Origin of the sequence: Nitratidesulfovibrio vulgaris str. Hildenborough (genome assembly GCF_000195755.1) — a bacterium.
In the GTDB taxonomy this organism is placed as follows: Bacteria; Desulfobacterota; Desulfovibrionia; order Desulfovibrionales; family Desulfovibrionaceae; genus Nitratidesulfovibrio; species Nitratidesulfovibrio vulgaris.
In genome coordinates this window covers 1,260,945-1,281,863 of sequence record NC_002937.3, presented here as the reverse complement: position 1 = coordinate 1,281,863, position 20,919 = coordinate 1,260,945, and the positions used below count along the sequence as shown (strand labels likewise).

At 62.3% G+C, this 20,919-nt stretch carries 18 protein-coding genes and 1 riboswitch; of the genes, 9 read left to right on the top strand and 9 right to left on the bottom strand.

The genetic code is table 11. The features are described from left to right. Positions 1-332: 332 nt before the first annotated feature. The 6 genes from DVU_RS05620 to DVU_RS05595 form a co-directional block, all read right to left on the bottom strand. Complete coding sequence (locus DVU_RS05620) at positions 333-3,113, bottom strand: putative bifunctional diguanylate cyclase/phosphodiesterase (RefSeq protein ID WP_010938486.1); 2,781 nt, start codon at positions 3,111-3,113, stop codon at positions 333-335. A 229-nt stretch (positions 3,114-3,342) separates the two neighbouring features. Then, entirely contained in the window at positions 3,343-4,512 is a 1,170-nt protein-coding gene (locus tag DVU_RS05615) for an AI-2E family transporter (protein ID WP_014524330.1), read from the bottom strand. 26 nt (positions 4,513-4,538) lie between these two features. Next, positions 4,539-4,721 carry a hypothetical protein gene (locus DVU_RS05610; protein ID WP_014524329.1) on the bottom strand — a complete coding sequence of 61 codons (183 nt, stop codon included), beginning with the start codon at positions 4,719-4,721 and terminating at the stop codon, positions 4,539-4,541. Positions 4,722-4,807: 86 nt separating this feature from the next. Continuing rightward, complete coding sequence (locus DVU_RS05605; RefSeq protein WP_014524328.1) at positions 4,808-5,788, bottom strand: hypothetical protein; 981 nt, start codon at positions 5,786-5,788, stop codon at positions 4,808-4,810. Next, the gene (mazG, locus tag DVU_RS05600) at positions 5,749-6,552 is read right to left on the bottom strand and encodes a nucleoside triphosphate pyrophosphohydrolase (RefSeq protein ID WP_010938482.1); all 804 of its coding nucleotides are present in this window, start codon (positions 6,550-6,552) and stop codon (positions 5,749-5,751) included. Before mazG ends, DVU_RS05605 begins: the two co-directional genes overlap by 40 nt. A 27-nt stretch (positions 6,553-6,579) precedes the next feature. Further along, positions 6,580-7,059, bottom strand: a complete 480-nt coding sequence (locus DVU_RS05595; RefSeq protein WP_010938481.1) for a CvpA family protein — start codon at positions 7,057-7,059, stop codon at positions 6,580-6,582. A 170-nt stretch (positions 7,060-7,229) separates the two neighbouring features. Here DVU_RS05595 and DVU_RS05590 point away from each other — a divergent pair, with 170 nt between their 5' ends. Genes DVU_RS05590 through DVU_RS05575 form a run of 4 tightly spaced genes read left to right on the top strand, consistent with a single transcriptional unit; the run spans position 7,230 to position 10,730 of the window. Beyond that, on the top strand, positions 7,230-8,477 hold the full coding sequence (locus tag DVU_RS05590) for an HDOD domain-containing protein (protein WP_010938480.1): 1,248 nt from the start codon (positions 7,230-7,232) through the stop codon (positions 8,475-8,477). Next, positions 8,474-9,373 (top strand): PAS domain-containing protein, encoded by a 900-nt coding sequence (locus DVU_RS05585; RefSeq protein ID WP_014524327.1) that lies wholly within the window; start codon positions 8,474-8,476, stop codon positions 9,371-9,373. The genes DVU_RS05590 and DVU_RS05585 overlap by 4 nt, the downstream gene beginning before the upstream one ends. A gap of 33 nt (positions 9,374-9,406) precedes the next feature. Then, positions 9,407-10,492 (top strand): HD domain-containing phosphohydrolase, encoded by a 1,086-nt coding sequence (locus DVU_RS05580; protein WP_014524326.1) that lies wholly within the window; start codon positions 9,407-9,409, stop codon positions 10,490-10,492. Between the two features lie 13 nt (positions 10,493-10,505). After that, entirely contained in the window at positions 10,506-10,730 is a 225-nt protein-coding gene (locus tag DVU_RS05575; RefSeq protein ID WP_010938477.1) for a MoaD/ThiS family protein, read from the top strand. A 226-nt stretch (positions 10,731-10,956) separates the two neighbouring features. On the opposite strand, the gene DVU_RS05570 is transcribed toward DVU_RS05575, so the two are convergent. Then, positions 10,957-12,687: an aldehyde ferredoxin oxidoreductase family protein gene (locus DVU_RS05570; protein ID WP_010938476.1), complete on the bottom strand. Its 1,731-nt coding sequence runs from the start codon at positions 12,685-12,687 to the stop codon at positions 10,957-10,959. Positions 12,688-12,922: 235 nt separating this feature from the next. Between DVU_RS05570 and DVU_RS05565 the strand changes: the two genes are divergently transcribed. Then, the gene (locus DVU_RS05565; protein ID WP_223295146.1) at positions 12,923-13,504 is read left to right on the top strand and encodes a hypothetical protein; all 582 of its coding nucleotides are present in this window, start codon (positions 12,923-12,925) and stop codon (positions 13,502-13,504) included. 323 nt (positions 13,505-13,827) lie between these two features. Here the strand turns inward: DVU_RS05565 and DVU_RS05560 are convergent, their stop codons facing one another. Beyond that, positions 13,828-14,385 (bottom strand): hypothetical protein, encoded by a 558-nt coding sequence (locus tag DVU_RS05560; protein ID WP_010938473.1) that lies wholly within the window; start codon positions 14,383-14,385, stop codon positions 13,828-13,830. A 325-nt stretch (positions 14,386-14,710) separates the two neighbouring features. Between DVU_RS05560 and DVU_RS05555 the strand changes: the two genes are divergently transcribed. Together DVU_RS05555 and DVU_RS05550 are read left to right on the top strand one after the other, a co-directional pair. Further along, complete coding sequence (locus DVU_RS05555; RefSeq protein ID WP_223294584.1) at positions 14,711-15,004, top strand: hypothetical protein; 294 nt, start codon at positions 14,711-14,713, stop codon at positions 15,002-15,004. A gap of 36 nt (positions 15,005-15,040) precedes the next feature. Next, positions 15,041-15,418, top strand: coding sequence for a hypothetical protein (locus DVU_RS05550; protein ID WP_010938471.1), 378 nt, complete (start codon positions 15,041-15,043; stop codon positions 15,416-15,418). Positions 15,419-15,752: 334 nt separating this feature from the next. Here DVU_RS05550 and murJ read toward each other — a convergent pair whose 3' ends face one another. Continuing rightward, a complete protein-coding gene (murJ, locus tag DVU_RS05545) occupies positions 15,753-17,336 on the bottom strand; it encodes a murein biosynthesis integral membrane protein MurJ (RefSeq protein WP_011792519.1) in 1,584 nt (527 codons plus the stop codon). Positions 17,337-17,543: 207 nt separating this feature from the next. Then, positions 17,544-17,665, top strand: a riboswitch (SAM riboswitch). A 171-nt stretch (positions 17,666-17,836) separates the two neighbouring features. On the opposite strand from murJ, the gene DVU_RS05540 reads away from it, so the two are divergent. Continuing rightward, positions 17,837-18,103 (top strand): hypothetical protein, encoded by a 267-nt coding sequence (locus DVU_RS05540; RefSeq protein ID WP_014524324.1) that lies wholly within the window; start codon positions 17,837-17,839, stop codon positions 18,101-18,103. A gap of 311 nt (positions 18,104-18,414) precedes the next feature. Then, the gene (locus DVU_RS05535; protein ID WP_010938466.1) at positions 18,415-20,829 is read left to right on the top strand and encodes a methyl-accepting chemotaxis protein; all 2,415 of its coding nucleotides are present in this window, start codon (positions 18,415-18,417) and stop codon (positions 20,827-20,829) included. The last annotated feature ends 90 nt before the right edge of the window (positions 20,830-20,919 follow it).

The following is a 20,919-nucleotide window of genomic DNA, read 5'->3' as shown; positions in this document are numbered from 1 at the left end:
GGGGCTTTCTCGACGAATCCCCACAGCGGCACCGGGGCCGGGCCGTCCATGACGTTTGCGCCCGTGACCGGAACGTACGAGAGGCCATGGTCACGGAAGGACCGGGCGTGGCGGTTCATGCTCTTCGCAGGCGGGTCTTGCCCCCAAGTTCAGGCGCAACCGCATTTGCCGCCGACACGGCGTGACGGAATGAGTCGCCCCCCCTGTCAGACGGCTAGGGCATACGGAACCCGGCACGGCTTGAAGCTGGAGACAGGAGGTCGCAACGTGATGGGATGCGCCCATTCCCCCTCATACGGCTTGCGAATGCGCGAGGGGGGGGAGGGCCAGCCCTATCCTGCTGACAACGGCAACGGGCGACGTCGTTCGAGCGTGCGAAGCATCCGGTCGAACGGTTGAGGGCGGGAATAGAAATAGCCCTGCCCGTGCGGGCAGCCCACTTCCAGCAGAATCTCTGCCTGTTCCGACACCTCGATGCCTTCGGCGACGACTCCGAGACCCAACGTGCGCCCGAGGTTGGCGATGGACTCAACGATACCCCTCGCCGCCCTCTCCTCGTGCACGCGACTGATGAACGACCTGTCTATCTTGAGGATATCCATGGGGAACTGGCGCAGGTAGTTCAACGAAGAATAGCCCGTACCGAAATCGTCAAGCACGAGGGACAGTCCAAGGTCCTTGAGACGCCAGAGCTTGTCCGTCACTTCAAGCCCTGTCAGCAGCAGGTTCTCGGTGATCTCGAGCTTCACCATCTGTGGCGGGCATCCCGTCTCGCGCAGGATGTCCGTGATGTCCTGCACCATGCGTAGCCTGCGGAAGCTGCGGGCCGAGATATTGATGTTGACTGCCAGCGGCCCCTCGAAGGCCTCCTGCAGCGCCACCACGGCAAGGCATCCCTTGCGGAAGACGTGCATGTCGAGGTCGCAGATGAGATTGGACTCTTCCGCCAGCGGGATGAACGTGCCGGGAGCCAGCAGCCCCTGTTCGGGATGCTGCCAGCGCACGAGAGCCTCGAGACCGGTGATGCGTCCCGTCCGCAAGGCCACTATGGGCTGGAAGTACAGCTCGATCTCGTCACCATCGAGCGCCCTGCGCAATTCGTTCTCGCGACGCAGGATGTCCTGTGCCCCGGGAGCAGCACTCGACTCGAACACCACGAACCGGCCCTTGCCGCTATCCTTGGCGCGATACATGGCGATATCGGCATCCCGCAGGATATCTTCCGCCTGCGTGTAGTCGCGGGCGCGGAGCACAGCCCCGATACTGGCACCGGTGTAGACCTCCATCCCCTGCACGAGGAACGGCTGCCGCAACGCAGCCTGAAGACGCTCGATGATATTCACCGACTCGTCAACGTCGCTCATGTCGTCCAGCAGGATGGCGAACTCGTCTCCCCCGAAGCGCGCCATGGTGTCCACCTCGCGCAGGCAGGGTTCCAGACGCCTTGCGAACTGGCGCAACAGCTCGTCACCCGCCTTGTGACCGAGACTGTCGTTGACGACCTTGAACCTGTCGAGGTCGAGAAAGAGTACGGCGAAATGGTAGGTCTCATGGCGACGGGCGCGGCGCAGCGCCGTCTCCACCCTGTCGAGGAAAAGAACGCGGTTGGGCAAGCCGGTGAGCGCATCATGGAAGGCCATGCGTGTCAGCCGCGCCTCGGTCTGCTGCTGCTCTGTGATGTCCTCGACCTGCGCAAGCACGAAGGCCACATCACCCGCCACGTCGCGCACGGCGGTGACGATCTGTCTGCCCCAACGCTGCTCGCCATCCACCCGCAGGAACGGCAGCCGCAGTGACACGGTGTCGCGCCCCTCGGCAAAAGAGCTGCGGCAGGTGGAATCGAGCTCGGATGCGGCCTTCACGGGCAGGAAGGCGTCAAAGCGGCACCCCACCACTTCGGCACGTGTCAGCCCGAGCAGTTCCTCGAAGGCAGGGTTGGCATCCATCAGCAGGCCGTCACGCCCCACTAGGCAGATGCCGGCGGCTGAATGCTCGAAGATGGCCCTGAACCGTGCTTCGCTTTCCTGTAGCGCAAACGCCTTGCGCCGCTCGATGATGGCCCCCGCCACATGTCCCGAGACCAGTTCGAGAAGCAACCGGTCTTCGACCGTGTAGGCATCGCCCTCACGATAACTCTTGCCCGCGAAGACACCGATGACCTCGCCCCCGTGCGTCCGCAGCGGAACGCCTATCCAGTGCCGAGGGCGCGCACAACGCAGGCGGAAGCGCCCCGCGCGCTCAAGCGACTCTATCCCCTGCGCATCAAGGACCAGCGCAGCACCGTTCGTGTAGATGTACTCGCTGATGCCATCGCCGAAGGCGCGGGCATCGCGGCTGACGACACCGATGTCGCGATAGTAGGGATAACTCACCATGCCGCCCGGCCCGTCGCAGAGTGCGACATAGCAATGTTCGAACGGCATCAGCGACCGGAGTATGCGATGGAAGCGCGCCACCAGGGAAGGCAGGTCACGTTCATTGAGACGCGCGTAGGCGATGAGGTCGAGTGCGGCGCGCACCTTGTCGGCCACGTCCGCCCCCGGAACAGAGGCATCCTCTCCCGCCTCGGGCTGCACCAGTTTGACGATGCGTGCGACGCGCCCAGAGATGTCATGTTCGGCGTAGAGAGTCACCCGCGCAGTGAACGTTTTGCCGCCCTCGCCGCAAAATCGCTTGCGGCACATGCCCCCCGGAACCTTTCCGGCTGCGATGCGCATGAACAGCGAAAGGACCTCTGTCGTGCCTTCAAGGCCGACGAAACCCGAAGAGAAGAGGGAAGGCGGCGGGCAGTCACCGCACCCCAGAAGGCGTGCCAGCTGCGGGTTCATCTCCAGCAGGTTGCCGGCACCGTCGAAAACCGCCACCCCCACACTGGCATTGGCACCGGACACACCCCCACGGGAGGCCGTCACACCATGCATGCCGCCACGTACGGCCCGCAGCAAGTCGCCCACGGGTGCTGCAGCCGAAGCATATTCAAGGCCGGTGCTGTCGGAGGAACGCGAGACATCCCCCCGGGCAACAATCGGGGCTTCGTGCGCACTCCCGGGGAGACCGCCTTCCTTACCGGAAGGCATCTCACGGGATTCGCGGCTATCGGGCAGAGTGCTCATGTGTCGTCAGTCCCGTGAAGGCAGGTCTACTGGCCAAAGGACGGCACATCCACAACAGAAAACCATACAGGTCGAAGCGGCCATGCTCCGAGGATAATGCCTCAAGCACTACGGTCACGCGGGGTATCCCACGAAGAGGACCGGAAATTCACGAGAAAAGCGGACGGGCATCCGTGCGCACCTCTCCCCCTCTTCGTAGATGAAGCGAGAAGACTTGGCAACCTGACGGCTACGTGCCGTCAGGCCCTTCCTCGGAGGCTTCACCCTTTTCGCACTCCGCCCCACGAGAGTGTGCGAGGCTTCCGGCATCAAGGATGTCGCGGTACTCGTCCCCATAGAGTGAGAGCATCACCACGGTGAAGCTCAGAATCAGCGGGCCATCGAGAATGCCAAGCATCCCGAAGGCCTTGACCCCTCCGAGGATGGACAGGAAGATGAAGAACACGGGCATCCCCACGCCGCCACGCATGAAGTAGGGCCTGAGGATGCTGTCCGCGCCCACGACCACGATGCCGCACCAGAGTGACAGGAAGAGGGCCGACTCCCACTGCGATGTCAGCAGCAGGTAGCACACGGCAGGAACCCACACGAGTCCTGTGCCGACAACAGGCACGAGAGAGGCGAACGCCATCAGCGTTCCCCAGAACAGGGCCGGAATGCCCACCGCAGCCAGCGCCACGCCTCCGAGAAGCCCCTGGATGACCGCGACGAGAAGTCCGCCCACGAGGACGGAACGCCCCACGCGGCGCAATTCGAGGATGATGCGGTCCTGCTGGTCGATACGCAACGGCGAGAGATACCGCACACGCTGTACCATCCACGCCCCGTCCTTCAGCATGAAGAACATGCACAGCAGAAGCAGCAGAAAATGTCCGAACAGCAACAGGGTGTTGCCGAGGACGTACGTTCCCCACTGCAGCAGGGTCTGCCCTGCCGCCCTTGAAGCCTGAACAAGGCTACTGCGCACGTCGAGTTGGGCGGGGTCGATGAAGGGCAGATTCTCGCGCACCCATGCGATGTAGGGCGCGAGGGCGGCGTCGTTGAGACCGTCCAGACCGCCATGCCCTGCCAGCCAGCGCGTGATGGCGGACACCGAAGCCACCGCCTGCGGAATGAGGCCGATGACGAAGACGACGACAGGGATGACGACCAGAATCACCACGCCTGCAAGCACCAGTAGCGCTGCGGGCACCGGCCTCTCGCCAAGGTATGACGTCAGCCTGCGGTAGAACGGGTAGATGCTGGCACTGAACACGCTGGAGAGGATTATGGTGTGCAGGAACGGGGCCACAAGCTGATAACTGAGATACAGCGAAAGCAGCAGCAGGGCGAAGAGGAACCAGGCGAAGAGATTGCGGGAGGTCGAGACGTGATGGCGTCCGCTGGGCACATTGTTCATGGGGATTCCTGTAGTGGTGACGCGGGTCACATCGCCCCGGCAGGCTTGCCGGCGAGTCCGCAGTAGCCGGTGTCGTCCACGGAACGACGCTCGGGATACCTGAAACGCCACATCATGCATGCGCTGCCCTGACATGGAGCAGGCTTGTCCGCCACGGGCGGCAGAAGCGGACAGATACGGGCTGCGGCATCACTCGCTGTAACGAACATGGTACGCACCTCCACGGGGATGGAACGGTGGCGGGGCATCCGCCGCAGCCTTCAGCCACGGCGCCGGGCCTCGCGAAAAGTCCGGCTCACACCGCGTCGAACAGCCGCGCCACGGCATCTGGCACGGCATCTGGCCCGGCATCAAGGTCGAGAACGCCAAGGTCGGCCTCTCCGGTCTGAAAAGACCGCTCATCATCAAGTACCACTCCGAACAGGGCAAGGCACAACCTGTCAAGCAGGTAGGCCCGGCGCCTCGCTTCGTCGCCATCAATCGCCGGTGCGCTCATGCCTTGCATCATGAGCATCTCCATATTGTAGCGGGCAAGTCGGGCGAAGAAGGCATCAGCTTCGCGGGCGGCCCGGACAAGCCTGTCTCGACGACGACGCACCGCTGCCACCGGGTCGCCGCCCTCCGGAAGATTCTCGAGGATGTCCAGCCAGAGGCGAAGCACTTCTTCGCCATGGGGCGACGTGACGGGCACACACCTGAAAAACGAGGCAACAAGGTCCGCATGGAACACCGTGCACGGGATGCGTGCGGCGCGTACTGCCAGCCGCGCCTGTAGGAGCGCCTCCCCGGACAGCACCGCCGCCATGACGCGCGTCGTCGAGGCATCCGGCCCGGCGTCGAGGCGAAGTCGCCCGACCAGTGACGAGAGGTCGGCCACGGACAGAGACACAGAGCCTATCACGCCCCCGTCCAGCCGCACATCGACAGCAAAAGTGCCAGCATCCACACCCGGCACCGCAGCTCGCAGGGCGTCCACGACTTGTCCCGCAAGCAGGCAGGAGGCCCCCCCATCGCCCGCCTTGAGCAGTATCGTCTCCACCTCATGCCGCAACGCCGGGCCGGGTGAGCAGAGATAGTCAAGCACGGTGTCGTGGTCGGGGTGGGAGGGGTCGCCCAGCACATCAGCAAGCGCCTGTGCCGACGCCTCTCCCAATTGCGACGCAAGAAAGGCTGACGTCGGGGGGTCGACCTCAAGCCCTTCCCGCAACGCCCGCAGCAGGGTTGCTGCGAGGCGTTCTACCGCGCTGCCGCTTCCGCAGCCTTCGCCTCGTTCCACAACTCGTCCTTGTCGTCGAGGGACAGCGCGGGAAAATCGAGACCGCGCTCGCGGGCCAGTGCCTCCATCCTGCGGAAACGGCGCAGGAACTTGAGGTTGGTCATATCCAGTGCCGTGTTGGCCTTGATTCCCTTGCGCCGACCGAGTTCGACCAGCGAGAAGATGAGGTCGCCGAGTTCGTTCTCCTGTGCGGCCTTGTCGTCTCCGGCCAGCACGTCCAGCAGTTCAAGCCATTCGGCCTCGACCTGCCGTTCCACATCCTCGTCTTCGGGCCATGTGAAGCCTACGCGGGCAGCCTTGGAATGGATACGGTACGCCTTGAGAAGCGGCGGCAACGAGGCTGGCAGGCTGTCGTACACGCCTTGCGGTTCGCCTTCGGCATCGGCCTTTTCGGCGCGCTTGATGCTCTCCCAGTTACGGAGGAACTCATCGCGGTCCGCATAGGTCGTATCCGAAAACACATGCGGGTGACGGCGAATCATCTTCGCGGCGTTGTTGGCCATGGCGTCATCAAGGGTGAATGCCCCCTTGTCGGCGTAGAGTCTGCCGAGGAAGGCGAGAAGGAACATGACATCGCCCATCTCTTCGCGCACTTCGTCCGCATTGCCGCTGCGAATGGCCTCCACCAGTTCGAAGCACTCCTCCACGAGATAGTCGCAAAGCGATTCGGGGGTCTGCTCCTTGTCCCACGGGCAGCCTTCAGGGGCGAGGAGACGGTCGATGACATCGGTGAGACGGGCGAGGGATGCGTTGTCCTTGGTCATGTGATGATTCCCGGACGCCGGAAGGCGTCAGTTTACAATCTGTTGAGGGAGATAGCCCTTGATGAACGAGGTCACCTTGGCGAGATGGGGTATGACGCGCGAGTCGCGCACGAAAGAGGCGTCGGGCAGAAAGTGCATCAGCACCGCCAGCAGGATGGAGCATATGATCACCCCCTTGGCCACGCCGACCGCACCCCCGGCAAGATGGTCAAGCCACCCCGCGAAGGAGAGTACCAGCAATTTCCGGATGATGCGTGCCACGATGGAGACCACGAGCAGAACACCGAGGAAGACGACCACATAGGAGAGCACTCCCACCCATGCGGGGTCTTCGACCACGCGACCGACATAGGCCGCGGCATCGGCGTGATGCCTGTTGGCAAGCCAGAAGCCGCCGATGACACCGACGAGTCCGGCGACCTCCTCCACAAGACCACGGAAGAGCCCGCGCAACGTGAAGAGGCCCAGAACGGCCAGAAAGGCGATATCCAGATAGTTCGGCGTCATGATTCTCCCGGCGGGGCACTGGTGACGTGATGGACGGATGGCCGCGCCATGCCTTGGCGAGAGGTGCGGCGTCGTGGCTTCGGGGTTATCAGAACTTGTCGCGGAGTGGAAGCGCCCAACCCGGTTGCCACGCGGCCATGCATTCGGCTAGATTGACCGCCGGAGTCACGATGCGCACACTCAGCCTCAACAGACTGCTTCCCGGCATGGTTCTCGTCGAGACCGTGCGGGATATCAACGGGCGTCGCCTTTTTCCCGCCGGACACGAAGTCACCGAATCCACTCTGCGCATTCTCGCCATGTGGGGAGTCACAGAGGTCGTCGTCGTTGATGACAGGTCGCCAGCCACTTCGGCTGCCCACACGGACTCAAGGGCAGACTTGCAGGCACATCCCCACTCCATGCCATCTCCGGCATGGGCCGAGGTGAAGCGCCGCTTCCACGGTTGCGACATCGAGCATCCCCACAACCGGGTCATGGCTGAAGAACTTGCCACACGCCTTGAGGAAAGGTCGCCCTGCATCTTGGGTGCTGCCGACATCTCAACGGGTCATGTGGGTGCGCAGTGTGCGTGCCCGCCCCCCGTAGACAGGCCCACGCTGCTCGAACTCGGCACCAGACTCGCCACCCTGCCCGAGACATTCCACAGACTCACCGAGGTCCTTCACGACCCCATGAGCACCGCCGCCGATGCCGCGGAAATCATCAGCTACGACCCCGACCTCGCCTCACGCCTGCTGCGCTTCGCCAACAGTGCCTATTTCGGGCTGCGCTCGCCGGTAGACAACATCAACCGCGCCGTCATCGTCATCGGGGTCGCGCAACTCATGGTCATCGCCACCGGCACATGCCTCATCAGGTCGTTTCGAGGCATTCCGTCGCGCATGGTCGACATGCGAACCTTCTGGCAACATTCGGTGGCATGTGGCGTGGCTGCCCGCATCCTTGCCGTCCACGCGGGACTGGAGGCGACCGACCGGCTCTTCCTCTCCGGGCTTTTGCATGACATCGGCAGGCTGGTGACTTTCATCCACCTCCCAGACCATGCCGCCTGCCTGTTGCAGGAAGCGGCGAGACGACAGGTGCGTCTCGTCGACATCGAAGAGGAGATTGTCGGGGCCGACCACGGAGAAATCGGGGCCGCACTGCTCACACACTGGAACTGCCCCCCCTACCTCGTAGACGACCAGCGCGCCGTGCACGCGCCAGACATCCCCGAAAGGCGCCATGCCATCCTCGCCGCTGCCGACGCGCTCGCCAATCTCTTCGGCCCGGGCTCCAGCGGTGAACGGCTCATGCCGCGCCTCAGCGCCGAAACCTGGCAGGCCACGGGACTGGCCCCTACAGCTTTCGCCACCGCAGCAGCACAGCTTGAAAGACAGGTCGGCGACCTTCTACAATGCATGGAGGCCCTGTGACGGACCATCAGACATCGCTCCCTCTTGGCGAGCACATCCGCCATCTTGAGGACCAGGCACGTCTGACCCTCGACATCCTCGACATGGCGACGGAACTGTCCGACTTCCAGGCCCTGACGAACCGCAAGGCGACGCCGGAACAGATACTCAGCGAGACGCATGCCCGCCTGAGCGACCTCATTCCGTTCGCCACCACGTGCTTCATGCTTGTCGTCGAAGGCACTTCCGATTTCATGCCCGCCCTGTGCATCCCCGAATCACAGCAGGCGTTCATCGACGACGAGGTACGGCATCTTACCGAGAGCGGTCTTTTCGCCCTTGCCATCAGGGAGAATCGGCCCATCACCATCTATTCGCGCAACGGCACGCACCGTCTCGTCTTGTGCGTGCTGGCCACGACAGCGCGCGTGCGGGGCATGTTCATAGGGGTTCACCCGCGTGACGCCCGCAATGTCTCAGCCGTGCTCCTTTCCCTCTTGCGGCTGGTCTTGCGCCAATGCGCCAACGCCATTGAAGTCCACGAACTCGATGCCATGCGCCGTAGTGACGACAGGCAAATCAACGCGCTCTTCAATGGCCTGACCATCCCCGTCTTCGAGACGGACGCAGCCGGAGGCTTCCGGCACATGAACCCCGCAACCCGGATGATTGTCGCACGCGCAGCGCTCAAGGGCGATGCAGGGCTGCTCGACATCGTACACCCCGATGACAGACCGAGGCTGGCTGAAAGGGTCGGGCTAGCCATGCAGCACAGCCATCCCGTGACATTGTCATGCCGTCTCGTGGTCGATTGCAACGGTTCGACCGATGTACTGTTGCACCTGACCCCCGTCATGGCTACGACACGCTGTGTCGGGCTACGGGGTGTGGCCATTCCTGCAAGTGACCTTGCCTAGTGCAATATCCACTGCTAGATTGCAGGTATGAACATGCCACCTGCGACAATGCAATCTGCGCCCGCCCCCGCCACCATACTCATCATTGATGACGACGCCTCTGTCCGCATGGGGCTGAAGGCCCTGCTTGAGGACGAAGGCTTCTACGTCATGGATGCGTCTTCAGGGCCAGAGGGACTGTCCATGTTCGCGACATCGCCGCCAGACCTTGTTCTGGTAGACCTTGCCATGCCCGACATGAACGGGCGCGATGTCGTGCGCCACCTGCACAGTGCCGACCCCCTCGTCCCTGTCATCGTGGTCTCCGGCACCGGTGTGCTCGAAGACGCCGTGGGAACCCTTCGTGACGGGGCATGGGACTATGTCGCGAAACCCATTGCCGACACCGCAGGCTTCGTACGCCTTATCCGCAGGGCCCTCGAAAGGGCAGCCCTCATCGCCGAGAACACGGCCTACAGCAACGGTCTTGAACAGATGGTGCGCCAGCGCACCGCCGAACTCGAGGCGGCATCGTCGCGCCTGCACACCACTCTTTTCGCCACCGTCGAATCTCTCTCCAAGCTCACCAACCTCAAGGACGCCTACACCGAAGCGCACCAGTGCCGTGTCGCCATCATCGCCACCACCATCGGAGAAGTGCTGGGCTACGAAGGGGAAAGACTGGACGGGCTGCGTGTCGCCGCCACGTTGCACGACATCGGCAAACTTTGCATTCCATCGGAATTTCTGACCAAACCAAGAGGGCTCGATCACCACGAGATGGCATTCCTGCGACAGCATCCACAATTCGGGTACGAGATTCTTGCCGATATCCCCTTTCCCTCGCCTGTAGCCGACATCGTGCTCCAGCACCATGAACGGCTCGACGGTTCGGGCTATCCCGCAGGTCTGCGTGGAGATGCCATCCTTGCGGAAGCCCGCATCATCGCCGTTGCCGACGTGCTTGAGGCCATCTGTTCTCACCGCCCCTACAGACCCGCCCTGCCCCTGTCCTACGCCATGAGCGAGATCGAAAGCGGCATGGGCACCCTCTTCTGCCCGCAAGCGGCTGGCGTGTGCCTTGACCTTGTCCGCAGCGACAACCCGCGCCTTCATGCCTTCCTTTCCACAGCATCCTGACCGGGAGAACTCCATGGATATCGAGATCAAATGCTTTGCCACACTTTCGCGCTTCACTCCCGAAGGGGGCCGTATGCAGCTTGACGGCGGGACGACCGTTGCCGGGGTGATGCAGGCGCTCGGCATCGCGGCGGACGACGTCAAGATCGTCTTCATCAACGGCATTCACGCCACGCCGGAGACGGTATTGCAGTCCGGCGACAGGCTTGGCCTCTTCCCTGCCGTGGGTGGCGGCTAGCAATCCACCGTCGCTATCCCCCGGACCGCGGGAAGGGGGGAATGTCCACGCCTCCGCCCATGGGAAGCCGGCAACGTCACCGGGCCGTGGTCTTCTGGGCCGCGACAGCAAAAAGGGCCGAAGCTTTCGCTTCGGCCCTTTGCATTACAACGGTACGAGGGCACATACCTTGCTGCCCGCGGCACGCCCTACAAGAGAGCCTACCCCACCGGCAACCGGTACAGCTTTAGACCTTGGCCTGCTGCAACTCCTCCACCGAGAAGTCCCACACGACATTGTGCGGAGGCAGGGGTTCGCGCTTCATGAACGCGGGCAGTTGGTCGTCTTCGGGAGTGAACCCTGCATCGGCATTGAACTTCTGCTCCACCTTGAGAACATCGGTACCGATGGCGATGAAGTCGTTCGGAGTGAAGTCTATACCGTGGCGCGCCGAGACCATGTCGCAGATGCACTGCACGGCATCGGGGGTGTCGAGCACCGCGAACGCAACGAACAGGCACAGACCCAGCGAGTCGACGGTAGCCGTGGCGACCTGCAGGGCCTTCGAGGTTTCGACCTGCCCTTCCTTGCCTAGCGGGTTCACGTCACCGCCGACCTTGAGCATGTTCTGGCAGATGGCGTAGCCAGCCGTGTGGTCGGCCCCCATGGTGGTGGTGGCATAGGTCACGCCAACACCCTTGGCTGCACGGGGGTCGTAGGCGGGCATGGACTGGTTCTTCACGGTGGGGACCCGGTCGATGCCGAAGGCCTGCGCCGCGAAACCGACACCCGAACCGATGATGCGGCCGAGGGCGTCGGAGGGGTCTGCGATGCGGGCAAGCAGCTTCAATGCCGCCTTGCCGTCGCCCCACGGGATGATGCCCGCGTCCATGGCGATGGCAACGGTGTTGCCTATCTCGATGGTGTCGACACCGAGGTCGTCGCACATCCTGTCCAGCCGCGCGATGTCATCGATGTCGGCAATCAGGGAGTTGCCCCCGAAGGCCCACACCGTCTCGTATTCGAAACCGGAGGTGATGTACTCGCCAGCCGGGTCGACATAGTTCTGGGAACACTGGATGATGCACCCGGCGTGGCAGCCTTCCTTGACCTTGCCACCACGCTTCTCCATGTACTCGGCCATGACTTCGCCGCTGATCTTGGGGGCATGCTCACAGCGACCGGTACGGAAGTTCTGGGTGGGGAACGCACCCGCCTCGTTGATGATGTTCACGAGGATGGCCGTCCCGAAGCCGGGCAAGCCCTGCCCCGTGACAGGGTGGGCGCGCAGGATCTCGGCCCAGCGCTTCGAAGCGGCCTTGAAGCGGGCTTCATCGGCGTATCCGAAGCGCGTACCGCCTTCGTCATCGATTACGATGGCCTTCACACGCTTCGACCCCATGACGGCACCAAGCCCGCCACGCCCTGCCGCACGGGCGGGACGTCCCCACGGGTCGGAGAACTGGATGGAGGCGCCGGTGAGAAGCGACTCGCCGGCAGGGCCGATGAGCATGGCGCAAGCCTTCTTGCCGTAGCGTTCCGATACGGCATCCATGCAGGCATAGGTGCCCTTTCCGGCCATGTCTCCCGCCTCATCGAAGCGCACGCCATCCTTCGTCAGGACGATGTTGACCAGAGGTGCATTGGGTTCGGGCTTGTCTTCAAGCACGAGGGCGAGAATGTCGAGTCGGGCAAGCTTCTGGCAGAACGAACCGCCGGAGTTGCTCTCCTTGATGCCGCCGGTGAGAGGCGACTTGGCCCCGATGGAAATACGACCGGAGTTCGCCGCACCTGTGCCGGACAACAGGCCGATGGCAGCCACGATCCTGTTCTCTGCGCTCAGCGCATGCGTATCCGCTGGAACCTCGTCCTGAACAAGGCGCGAAGTGAGAGAGCGCCCCCCAAGTCCTGCGTACTTTCCCGGTTCTTCGAACCTCCAGCTACGCTCCCTTGTATTGATACGTAGTATCCTCGGCATGACATACACTCCTGTTGCAGACTGAAATGTGGCAGCATCAACCAATGCCTTTCGACACCGAATATTGCTCACTATACTATTTTAGTACATACCTACCTATGACAGCATCGTCAAAGCCAAGTGCAATGCCCTACAGGTCACTATAGCTGCCTATGTGTCATTCACACTCTTTATAAAGCCCAATAAAAGAGATTACTGCATGAATAGAACCATAAACGACCAAGAATTACTCATTATGACACCATCGACATTATGGCGCCTTCTCCTGCAGGAAGGCGTATTTCTCGACGTGACGACGGGGACGTCACTTCGCAGTCTGCTGACCGGTCAGTTGGGGCTTGCCCCTGACTACGTCGAACGGCACGTGGATGCCGTATTTCTCGACGGACATCCCATTGACGACATCGACAGGACAAGTGTCCCTGACGGGGGACGGATTGCCATAGCCGGGGCACTTCCGGGGGCGGCGGGCATCGCCATGCGCCGCAACAGCCCGGTAGCCGCCTTGAGGGGCGGCATCACCGGCACCAACGATACGGACAAGCCCGCAGAAGAACGGGGACGCATCCAGATGCGCATCTTCGGACTCGTCCTGCACACAGTGGCACACAAGCTGCTGCAACGCGGCGTCATCGTCGAAGCCGCACGCATCGCGTCATTCCTGCGCGAAGACGAAAAGGCTACCGTCCTGTCGCATGGGCACACGGAAGACCGCGACGCAGTCCTGACCCGACTCGTGACACAAGGGACAGAGGCAATCGAATGCCGTGTGATGATTGCCGATGGTAACGGGACCTTGAACCCGGCAGACAGCTGAACCGGCGCCACGCCTCACGCCTGCGGAACATTCCGGGAGAGGCGACCTCGTCCGCACCGGAATCATTGCTGCCATCAGCGGAGTGCCATGCGCCGCCCCTTCCGGGGGGGGCGACGCGCCAACTCTTGAGGCATGGGCGCGCTGCGCACTCCCCCCCCGCAATCCGGCACACCGCCTGTCATTCCTTACCGAGACGGTTGTTCCTTAACCCGTCATGAACGCAAAAACGAGCACATGCCGATGGCATATGCCCGTTGTCCCTTTACAACTGGAATCGGATTGCTGAACGGCTTCAGCCGATACGCAAGCCGTCGCCGAAGAGGCTAGTTCTCCCGCTCGTACCCCGGCAACACCAGCGACGAGGGTGCTCCTGCCTGCCCCTGTCCCTTGGGACAGTCACTCTGAAGGTGGCATATCTCGCAGCCGCCCTTGAACGGGTAGTGCGTGACCACAGCGTACCGGCGCGTGAGATTGCCCACCTCATTGTAGGGCACTCCCTCGGCAGCCATGGCTGCGCGCAGCTTCTCGGTGGGCTTCGGTGCCGGGGCACAGCCCGCATCCTCGATTTCAGGAAGGACTTCGTGCACGACACTCATGCACATGGTCTGTGCAAGGGCGTTGATGATGAAGGCATCGGAAGGTGCCTCTTCCCATGCCCTGTCGACCTCATCCTCGACGCTGGCATCGAGCCATACAGCAAGATACTGGATTTTACCGGTGTCGATGCGGCGTACGTTGAGGGACGGCAGCCAGGCTTCCCACCTTTGGGCAAGGCGCTTCATGACGTCGCCACCGATGCGCGTCTCCTGACAGGTGCTCATCAGAAGCTCTATGTCGAAATAGGGCTGAATCGAGATGGCTTCGGATGTATGTTCGGACATGGGGTGCTCCTATGATGGGATTGATGCGGAGGTTCACCGTACAATGGCGCAAGCACCTTCACGCGAAAGCCTCCCGGCACGGCATCCTCGTGGTGACGAGCGACCAGAGGCACCATGCGCCAGAGACTTTGAGCAGAAGCTGGCGTCGCCGTCAAGACGATGCGCCCCCGGCAGGTGACCCGTGGTCCGCGTTCATCCGGCTGGAGACGGCTGCGGAAATCACCGGGAAGGCACACGCGCCCGCTACGGACACGGCACCGCCATGGCTGCTTTACTTCACCTGCCAAGTCTCGTAAAATCCGCCGCATGTAACATGGAGAGAGCCATGCCGGTCGCCTTTTCCCGTTTCGCCCCGCAAACGTGCCCCTTCGGTGGCCCCTGCGAATACGAGCTTTACCGGGCAACCAGCGACCCGTGGAACGACCCGCCCTACCTGCCGCCGCCCTATACCCCGCTCATGGATGACGCCGCCATCGTCATCGGCGACCTTGAGGCGGATGCACGCCTGCAACGCGCTCAAGCCATCGTCAAGGCGCGCTCGAAGACGGCGGCTGCTGCGATGGGAGGCATATCCATCCCCGAACGCTGGGCGGGCACCATCATACAACACCGCATTTGAGCGCCCTTCGGGGCGCATCTTTCGCAAGGAGCGTCCATGAGTCAGGGCAAATACCCCACCCGTATCCGCTACGAATATGAACAGGACCCCGATACACGCCTGCGTTACGCGCACGGCGTATGGGGCGGCATCAACCCGCAGGGCGAGGTGGAGATGAACTTCTACCTCGAAAGCGACAAGCTTCCCCCGTTCTCGGAACGCATCGTCGCGCCCGACGGCAGCTTCGGCCATGAAGTGGCACCCTACGACGAAGACGTGAAGGTCATCACCCGCCACATCCACTCGAAGCTCATCCTCAACTACCACTCGGCACGCGCCATCCTCGAATGGCTGGAAGACAAGGTCGAGACGCTGGAGATGGAAGAGGAAGGCGCGCCGCTCATGTACGACGGCGATGCCGGACTGGAACAGTAGCCGCGAAAGGGTTCAGTCCCAATCTGCACTCGGACGCCCCCCTGCCACTCCCGCCGATTGGCGCAAGCCCCTCTGCCACCAGTGGTGGCGTCTAGGGCACGGCGGGATAGACAGACGAAGGACAGCGGTCGTTCCGTGCACCATGTGGACTGGCCGCAGATACGTCCCGGCAGCCGCGCAGCGTTCCCACCTGCACATCGCCCCGTCGGGATTGGGCGACGTACAGTCCGGGAGACATCCGGTATCAGTTTTTCAGCTTCTGATGCAAAGAGCACCGGGTGGCGGGTCCATCCGGTGCTCTCTTGCTTCGTGACGAACTGATAACGAACGGCCTTCATCCCCGCCCTGTCAGACGCTTCAGGACACCCCGCACGCGTCCCACGACAGGCGCGGCCACATCGGGCGCAAAGCGACAGGCCAGCGCAAGGTAGACCACCCCGAAAACTCCACCGCTCACACCCAGTGCGCCAAGGGCCTCGATAGCAGGCGGCAACGGCACTATCGCACGGGCCCATGCAGGAAGTGACGTCGCACAGAACCATGCCCCCGCCATGGCAGGAACACAGACGGCAAGCGACCGCAACGCGGCACCCAGACTGCCTTCAAGCCCGCCGCCACCATGACGTCTGCGCCAGACCAGTGTGAGCAACACGGTGTAGACCACGACACCGCATGTCCCGGCGAGTGCGACCCCCGTGGCACCGAGGCTTTTCGCCCCGATGACGTACAGCGGCAGCGTGGTCAGTGTGGCGACAGTGCCGACCACTGCAGGCGTCACCGTATCCTGCCGCGCATAGAATCCCCGGCCGACAACCTGCTGCACCGCCCAGAAGGCCACGCCGCACAACATGATTTGCAACAGCGGCGTGGCTGCCAGCGTCTCGGTCGTGGCGAAGTCACCGCCCTGAAAGATCAGGCGTAGTGTGGGTTCGGCAGCAGCGGCCATCCAGAGAGCAAGCGGCAGGATGACCACCAGCGTATTGCGAAGGGCCGTCCGCATGGTCTCATCAAAGGCCGCACCGTCGCCTTTCGCGGCCAGCGCAGCGAGAAACGGGTACGACGCCACGCCCGCCGCCTGCGCCACTACACCAACGGGCACGAGCATGATGCGTCGGGCATAGTTGAGAAGACTGACGGCCCCCTCACCGGCCATAGAACCGAAGACCCGCACGAACTGCTCGTCCAGCACCACGATGGACTGCCCCAGCATGAGAGGCAGCGCCAGCAGCACGAAGCGACGCAATTGCGGATGCCGCAACACCGGGCGCAACGACAGCCCACCCGACCGCACGGCAAGCAGCGGCAGCAGCAGACTGCCCAGCGCCGCACCGCCGAGAACCCCCCAGCAGAAGCCCTCCATGCCACGGTCGAGCATGAGCAGCCCCCCGGCGATGATGCTGCCGTTGTAGACAAGGGGGGTCAGCGCGGGAACGGTGAACTGCCTCCGGTGGTACAACAGGGCCGTCAGACAGGCCCCCGGAAGGAAACACGCCTGCGCGGGAAGCACGATTCGCAGAAACCGCGCAAGACGGGCCGATTCCACCTCGCTGAAGCCGGGTGCCGCCAGATGTGCCAGCTGCGGCGCAAACCACCACGCTACGGCGGTGAGTGAGCCTATGGCCATGGCGACCCACCAGAAGGCGGCAGAGAAGAAACGCCAGCCATCGTCGGCATCCCTTTCAAAGGCAGCGGCAAGCAGGGGAATGAGGGTGATGGAGAAATAGCCCCCTGCCAGAAGATAATTGAGAAAATCCGGGATGACGAAGGCTGCGAAATAGATGTCGGCCTCGGCTGACGCCCCGAAATGCCACGAGATGACCTTGTCGCGCACAAGGCCCATGAATCGGGAAAGGAAGATGCTGACGGCCAGCAGCAGCGCTGCCGCCCCCATATGCTGTACGCGCGTGAAAAGTCGCATGATAGTCCGGGCCTCCTGACGTGACGAAGAACTATCCTATCAGGGCACTTTGCGCCACACGCCCCATGCGAACGGACAATGGCAGCAGTAGTACTACAAAGAACCACAGAACTTCATTTTCAACATACTGAAAAACAAACTATATCCCTTCATCTCAATATATATTTTATTGTTGACGTTTTTTCTGCGACCATGCTATTCCTGCGTCACTCATGACGAGGGTGCGAGGGACTTGGCCCGATGACCACCCGGCAACCTGTGCAGGCGAGACGCCGTCAGCCAGCACAACGGTGCCAACCAGCCGCGACGGGAACGCGGGAACATGAGGCCAGGCTTGCGGCGTCGGCCTCTCCGTTGTTGGGGAGGTTTTTTGTTTTTCGGGTCGGCAGCACGACACATGTCGTGGCTGCAGGTGGGTGGATTTCAGGCCGTTGCACGCCCACCGCAAAAAAGAAAGGTTGCTAACGCTAGGGCGCGTGCCACGCGCATAGGGGAACACGATGAAACATTTCCTGCACAAGACTCCGGTTCAAGGTGAGCATGTCATCTACTTTCTCTACCACAACGAGGAAGCGCCCATGCCCGTCCAATGGACCGATCCCCTCGAGCTTCTCGGTGATATCTCGCGCCTCGACCTAGATGCGACGCAGATGGACGAATTGCGTGCCATCATCGCCGAAGAAGTCAGGGCCGAAGGAGCGGAGACGGTCTGGAATGGCCGAGCCTTCCGCAAGAACATCATCCATTCCTTCGGTCATGTGATGTAGCCATCGCCCTCACGCCGTTCCGAAACGCCCGCGCCGCAAGGTGTGGGCGTTATTTTATGTTCTGCACCGCATCAACGCGACTCCCGCGTCACTTCGCAGAGAAACGGTGAGCCACAACATCGATACCGAAATCCCACGCACACATCGCCCTATGATATCTTTTCATGACAGCATGGCCTACCCAAAGGGCACGCAGAGTTCGACTGCCCCACAAACTGGCACTACCAGAACATTCATAGACATTGCACCGCCCATTCACATTGCATACCCTCGCATCTTTCATCCAACGATTGATCGCAGGAGTATCCGCAATGAACATCCTGAAACGCTATATCGCAGTACGCTACATATTCTCCGTCATCTGCGTCCTGTCTCTCGTAGGATGCATTTTCGGCTGGTATACCTACACTACACAAGTTCACCGCGAGATGGACTACAACGAATCGTTCGGCGAGGCACGGCTTGGCGACATCGCACAGGCGCTACAGGACTGGATAGGCAGTCAGGCCCAACTGGCGCAGGTTCTGGCGCGCGACGAGAGCGTCATAGCCGCCTGTCGTGAACCATGGAACGCCGAAAAGGCCGAGCAGGCCCGGAAGATGCTGCAAGGGTTCCACGATGCCTACGGGTTCTATGAGAACATTCCGCTGGCTGCGAACCTGCCGGACGGGCGCACCTTCACCGTCAATGTCGGGGGTGAGGAGCGTGTCATCAGGGACGGCGCGTTCTTCACAGACACGGTGCACGGCAAGACACTGGGCAAAGGAGGAGCACAACTGAGCTTCAACCGTGCCACCCGCGAAGGTCGCCCCTACTTCATCAGTGAAGTCTACCCCAGCCTGCTGCGGGGCAATCCCATCTTCGTCATCGCCGCCCCGGTCATGGATGAAGGGCGCAACATCGGCACCATCATCCTCGCACCACGCATGGACTACTTCACCGACAAGTACATCAAGGGCGCGACAATAGGCAGGACGGGTCATTTCTTCTTCGTGGACGACCGGGGGATGTTCATCGCACACCGTGACCGCGCCATGATTCTCGACAAGAATGCGGCCTCCACCCACGGTGAGTACGTACGACGGCTCATCGACGCCAAGGGCTCCTTCATCGCCACAGACCCGGCAGGCGTGGCGTACCGGTACATGAGCCGCAGGGTCGACATCCCTTCCGACAGCATCGCGCACCGCTGGTTTCTCTGTTCTGCCCAGCCCGTGGACGAAATCACGGCATCTGCCGACGACTTCCTGACCATGCTGCTGGCGGGTGGGGGGCTTCTGCTGGTCATCCTTGGCGGGGTGCTCATCCTGCTCACCCGTGCCATCGTCAGCAAGCCTCTCGGCAAGGTCGTGGCGTACGCCCGCGCCATCGCCTCCGGTTCGTTCGATACGCGGCTAGCCGTGGACAGAAGCGATGAGATAGGCGAACTGGCAAGTACCCTCTCCGACATGACGGTCAACATCATCGGTGAACTTCAGGAGGAGACGGGCTTCATGCAAGGCATCCTCCGGGGCATCCAGAACCCCTTCGCCGTGGTGGACGCCACCCTGCACATCCGCAACTGCAGTCAGAGCATGGTTGCCACAACGGGCCGCACGGGTGACATGGCCGATTTCGTGGGTATGCACATCTCCGAATTCCTGTTCGCCGACCGCAACAGGCGCGCCCTCCTCCATGACGTGCTCGAAGACGGCAAACCGCGCAAGAACGTGCCGTTCTCGTATACCAGCACCGTAGGGGAACAATTCGAGATGATCATCGACGTGATGCCCATCCGCGATGCTTCGGGGGACATCATCGGCGGCATAACCTTCTGGAACGACGTCACCGAACTTCATCGCAGGCAACGTGCTGTCGAGATGCAGCGCGACACCATCGAAGCGGCGGCACGTCAGGCTGGCGAAGTCTCCGAAGAGGCCGAAGCCACCATGAGAACCCTTGCAGCGGACATCGACGAGACGGGGCGCAGCAGCGAGCGTCAGGCCCAGTTCATCGCCGAGTCGGTGGTCGCCATCGAGGAACTCAACGCCACGGTCAGGGAGATTGCCGACAATGCAAGCCGGACGGCCCACAACGCGCAGGACACCAAGCAGCAGGCCGACAACGGTGCTGCGGTGGTGGCAGAATCGCTCCGCACCATGAACAACCTGCGTGAACTGGTCGAAGAGATGCGGCGTGAACTTGGCGGACTGGGCGCGCAGGCCGACAGTGTGGGCAACGTCATCAAGATCATCAACGACATCGCCGACCAGACCAACCTGCTGGCCCTCAATGCCGCCATCGAAGCCGCCCGTGCGGGCGAGGCGGGCAGGGGATTCTCCGTCGTCGCCGACGAGGTGCGCAAACTTGCGGAGAAGACGGTATCCGCCACACGCGAAGTGGCAGACGCCATCTCCGCCATACAGGACGGTACCCGCAGGTGCACCGCCTCTGCCCTGCGCGTCGAGGACGAAACCCGCAACAACGTCGAACAGGCGGGTAGGACCGACGAGGCGCTCAAGTCCATTGTCGACCTTGCCGGGGCAACCAGCGGTATGGTGACCGAAATCGCCACCGCGGCCGAACAGCAGTCCGCGGCTACGGAACAGATAGCCCGCAGCGCAGCCGACATGGGTACCATGGCCGACGAGACGCGCAACGCCATGCGGCAGGCAGCCGGCAACGTGCAGCATATGCACGGCACCATCAGCACCCTGAACGGCATCATCACCGACATGCGCCGCTAACCATCCGCCATACATGCAAAAGAGTCATGGCCCGGTGTTGCCTGCACCGGGCCATGACGGTATAAGCAAGGTCACTGAAGCTTGATTCTT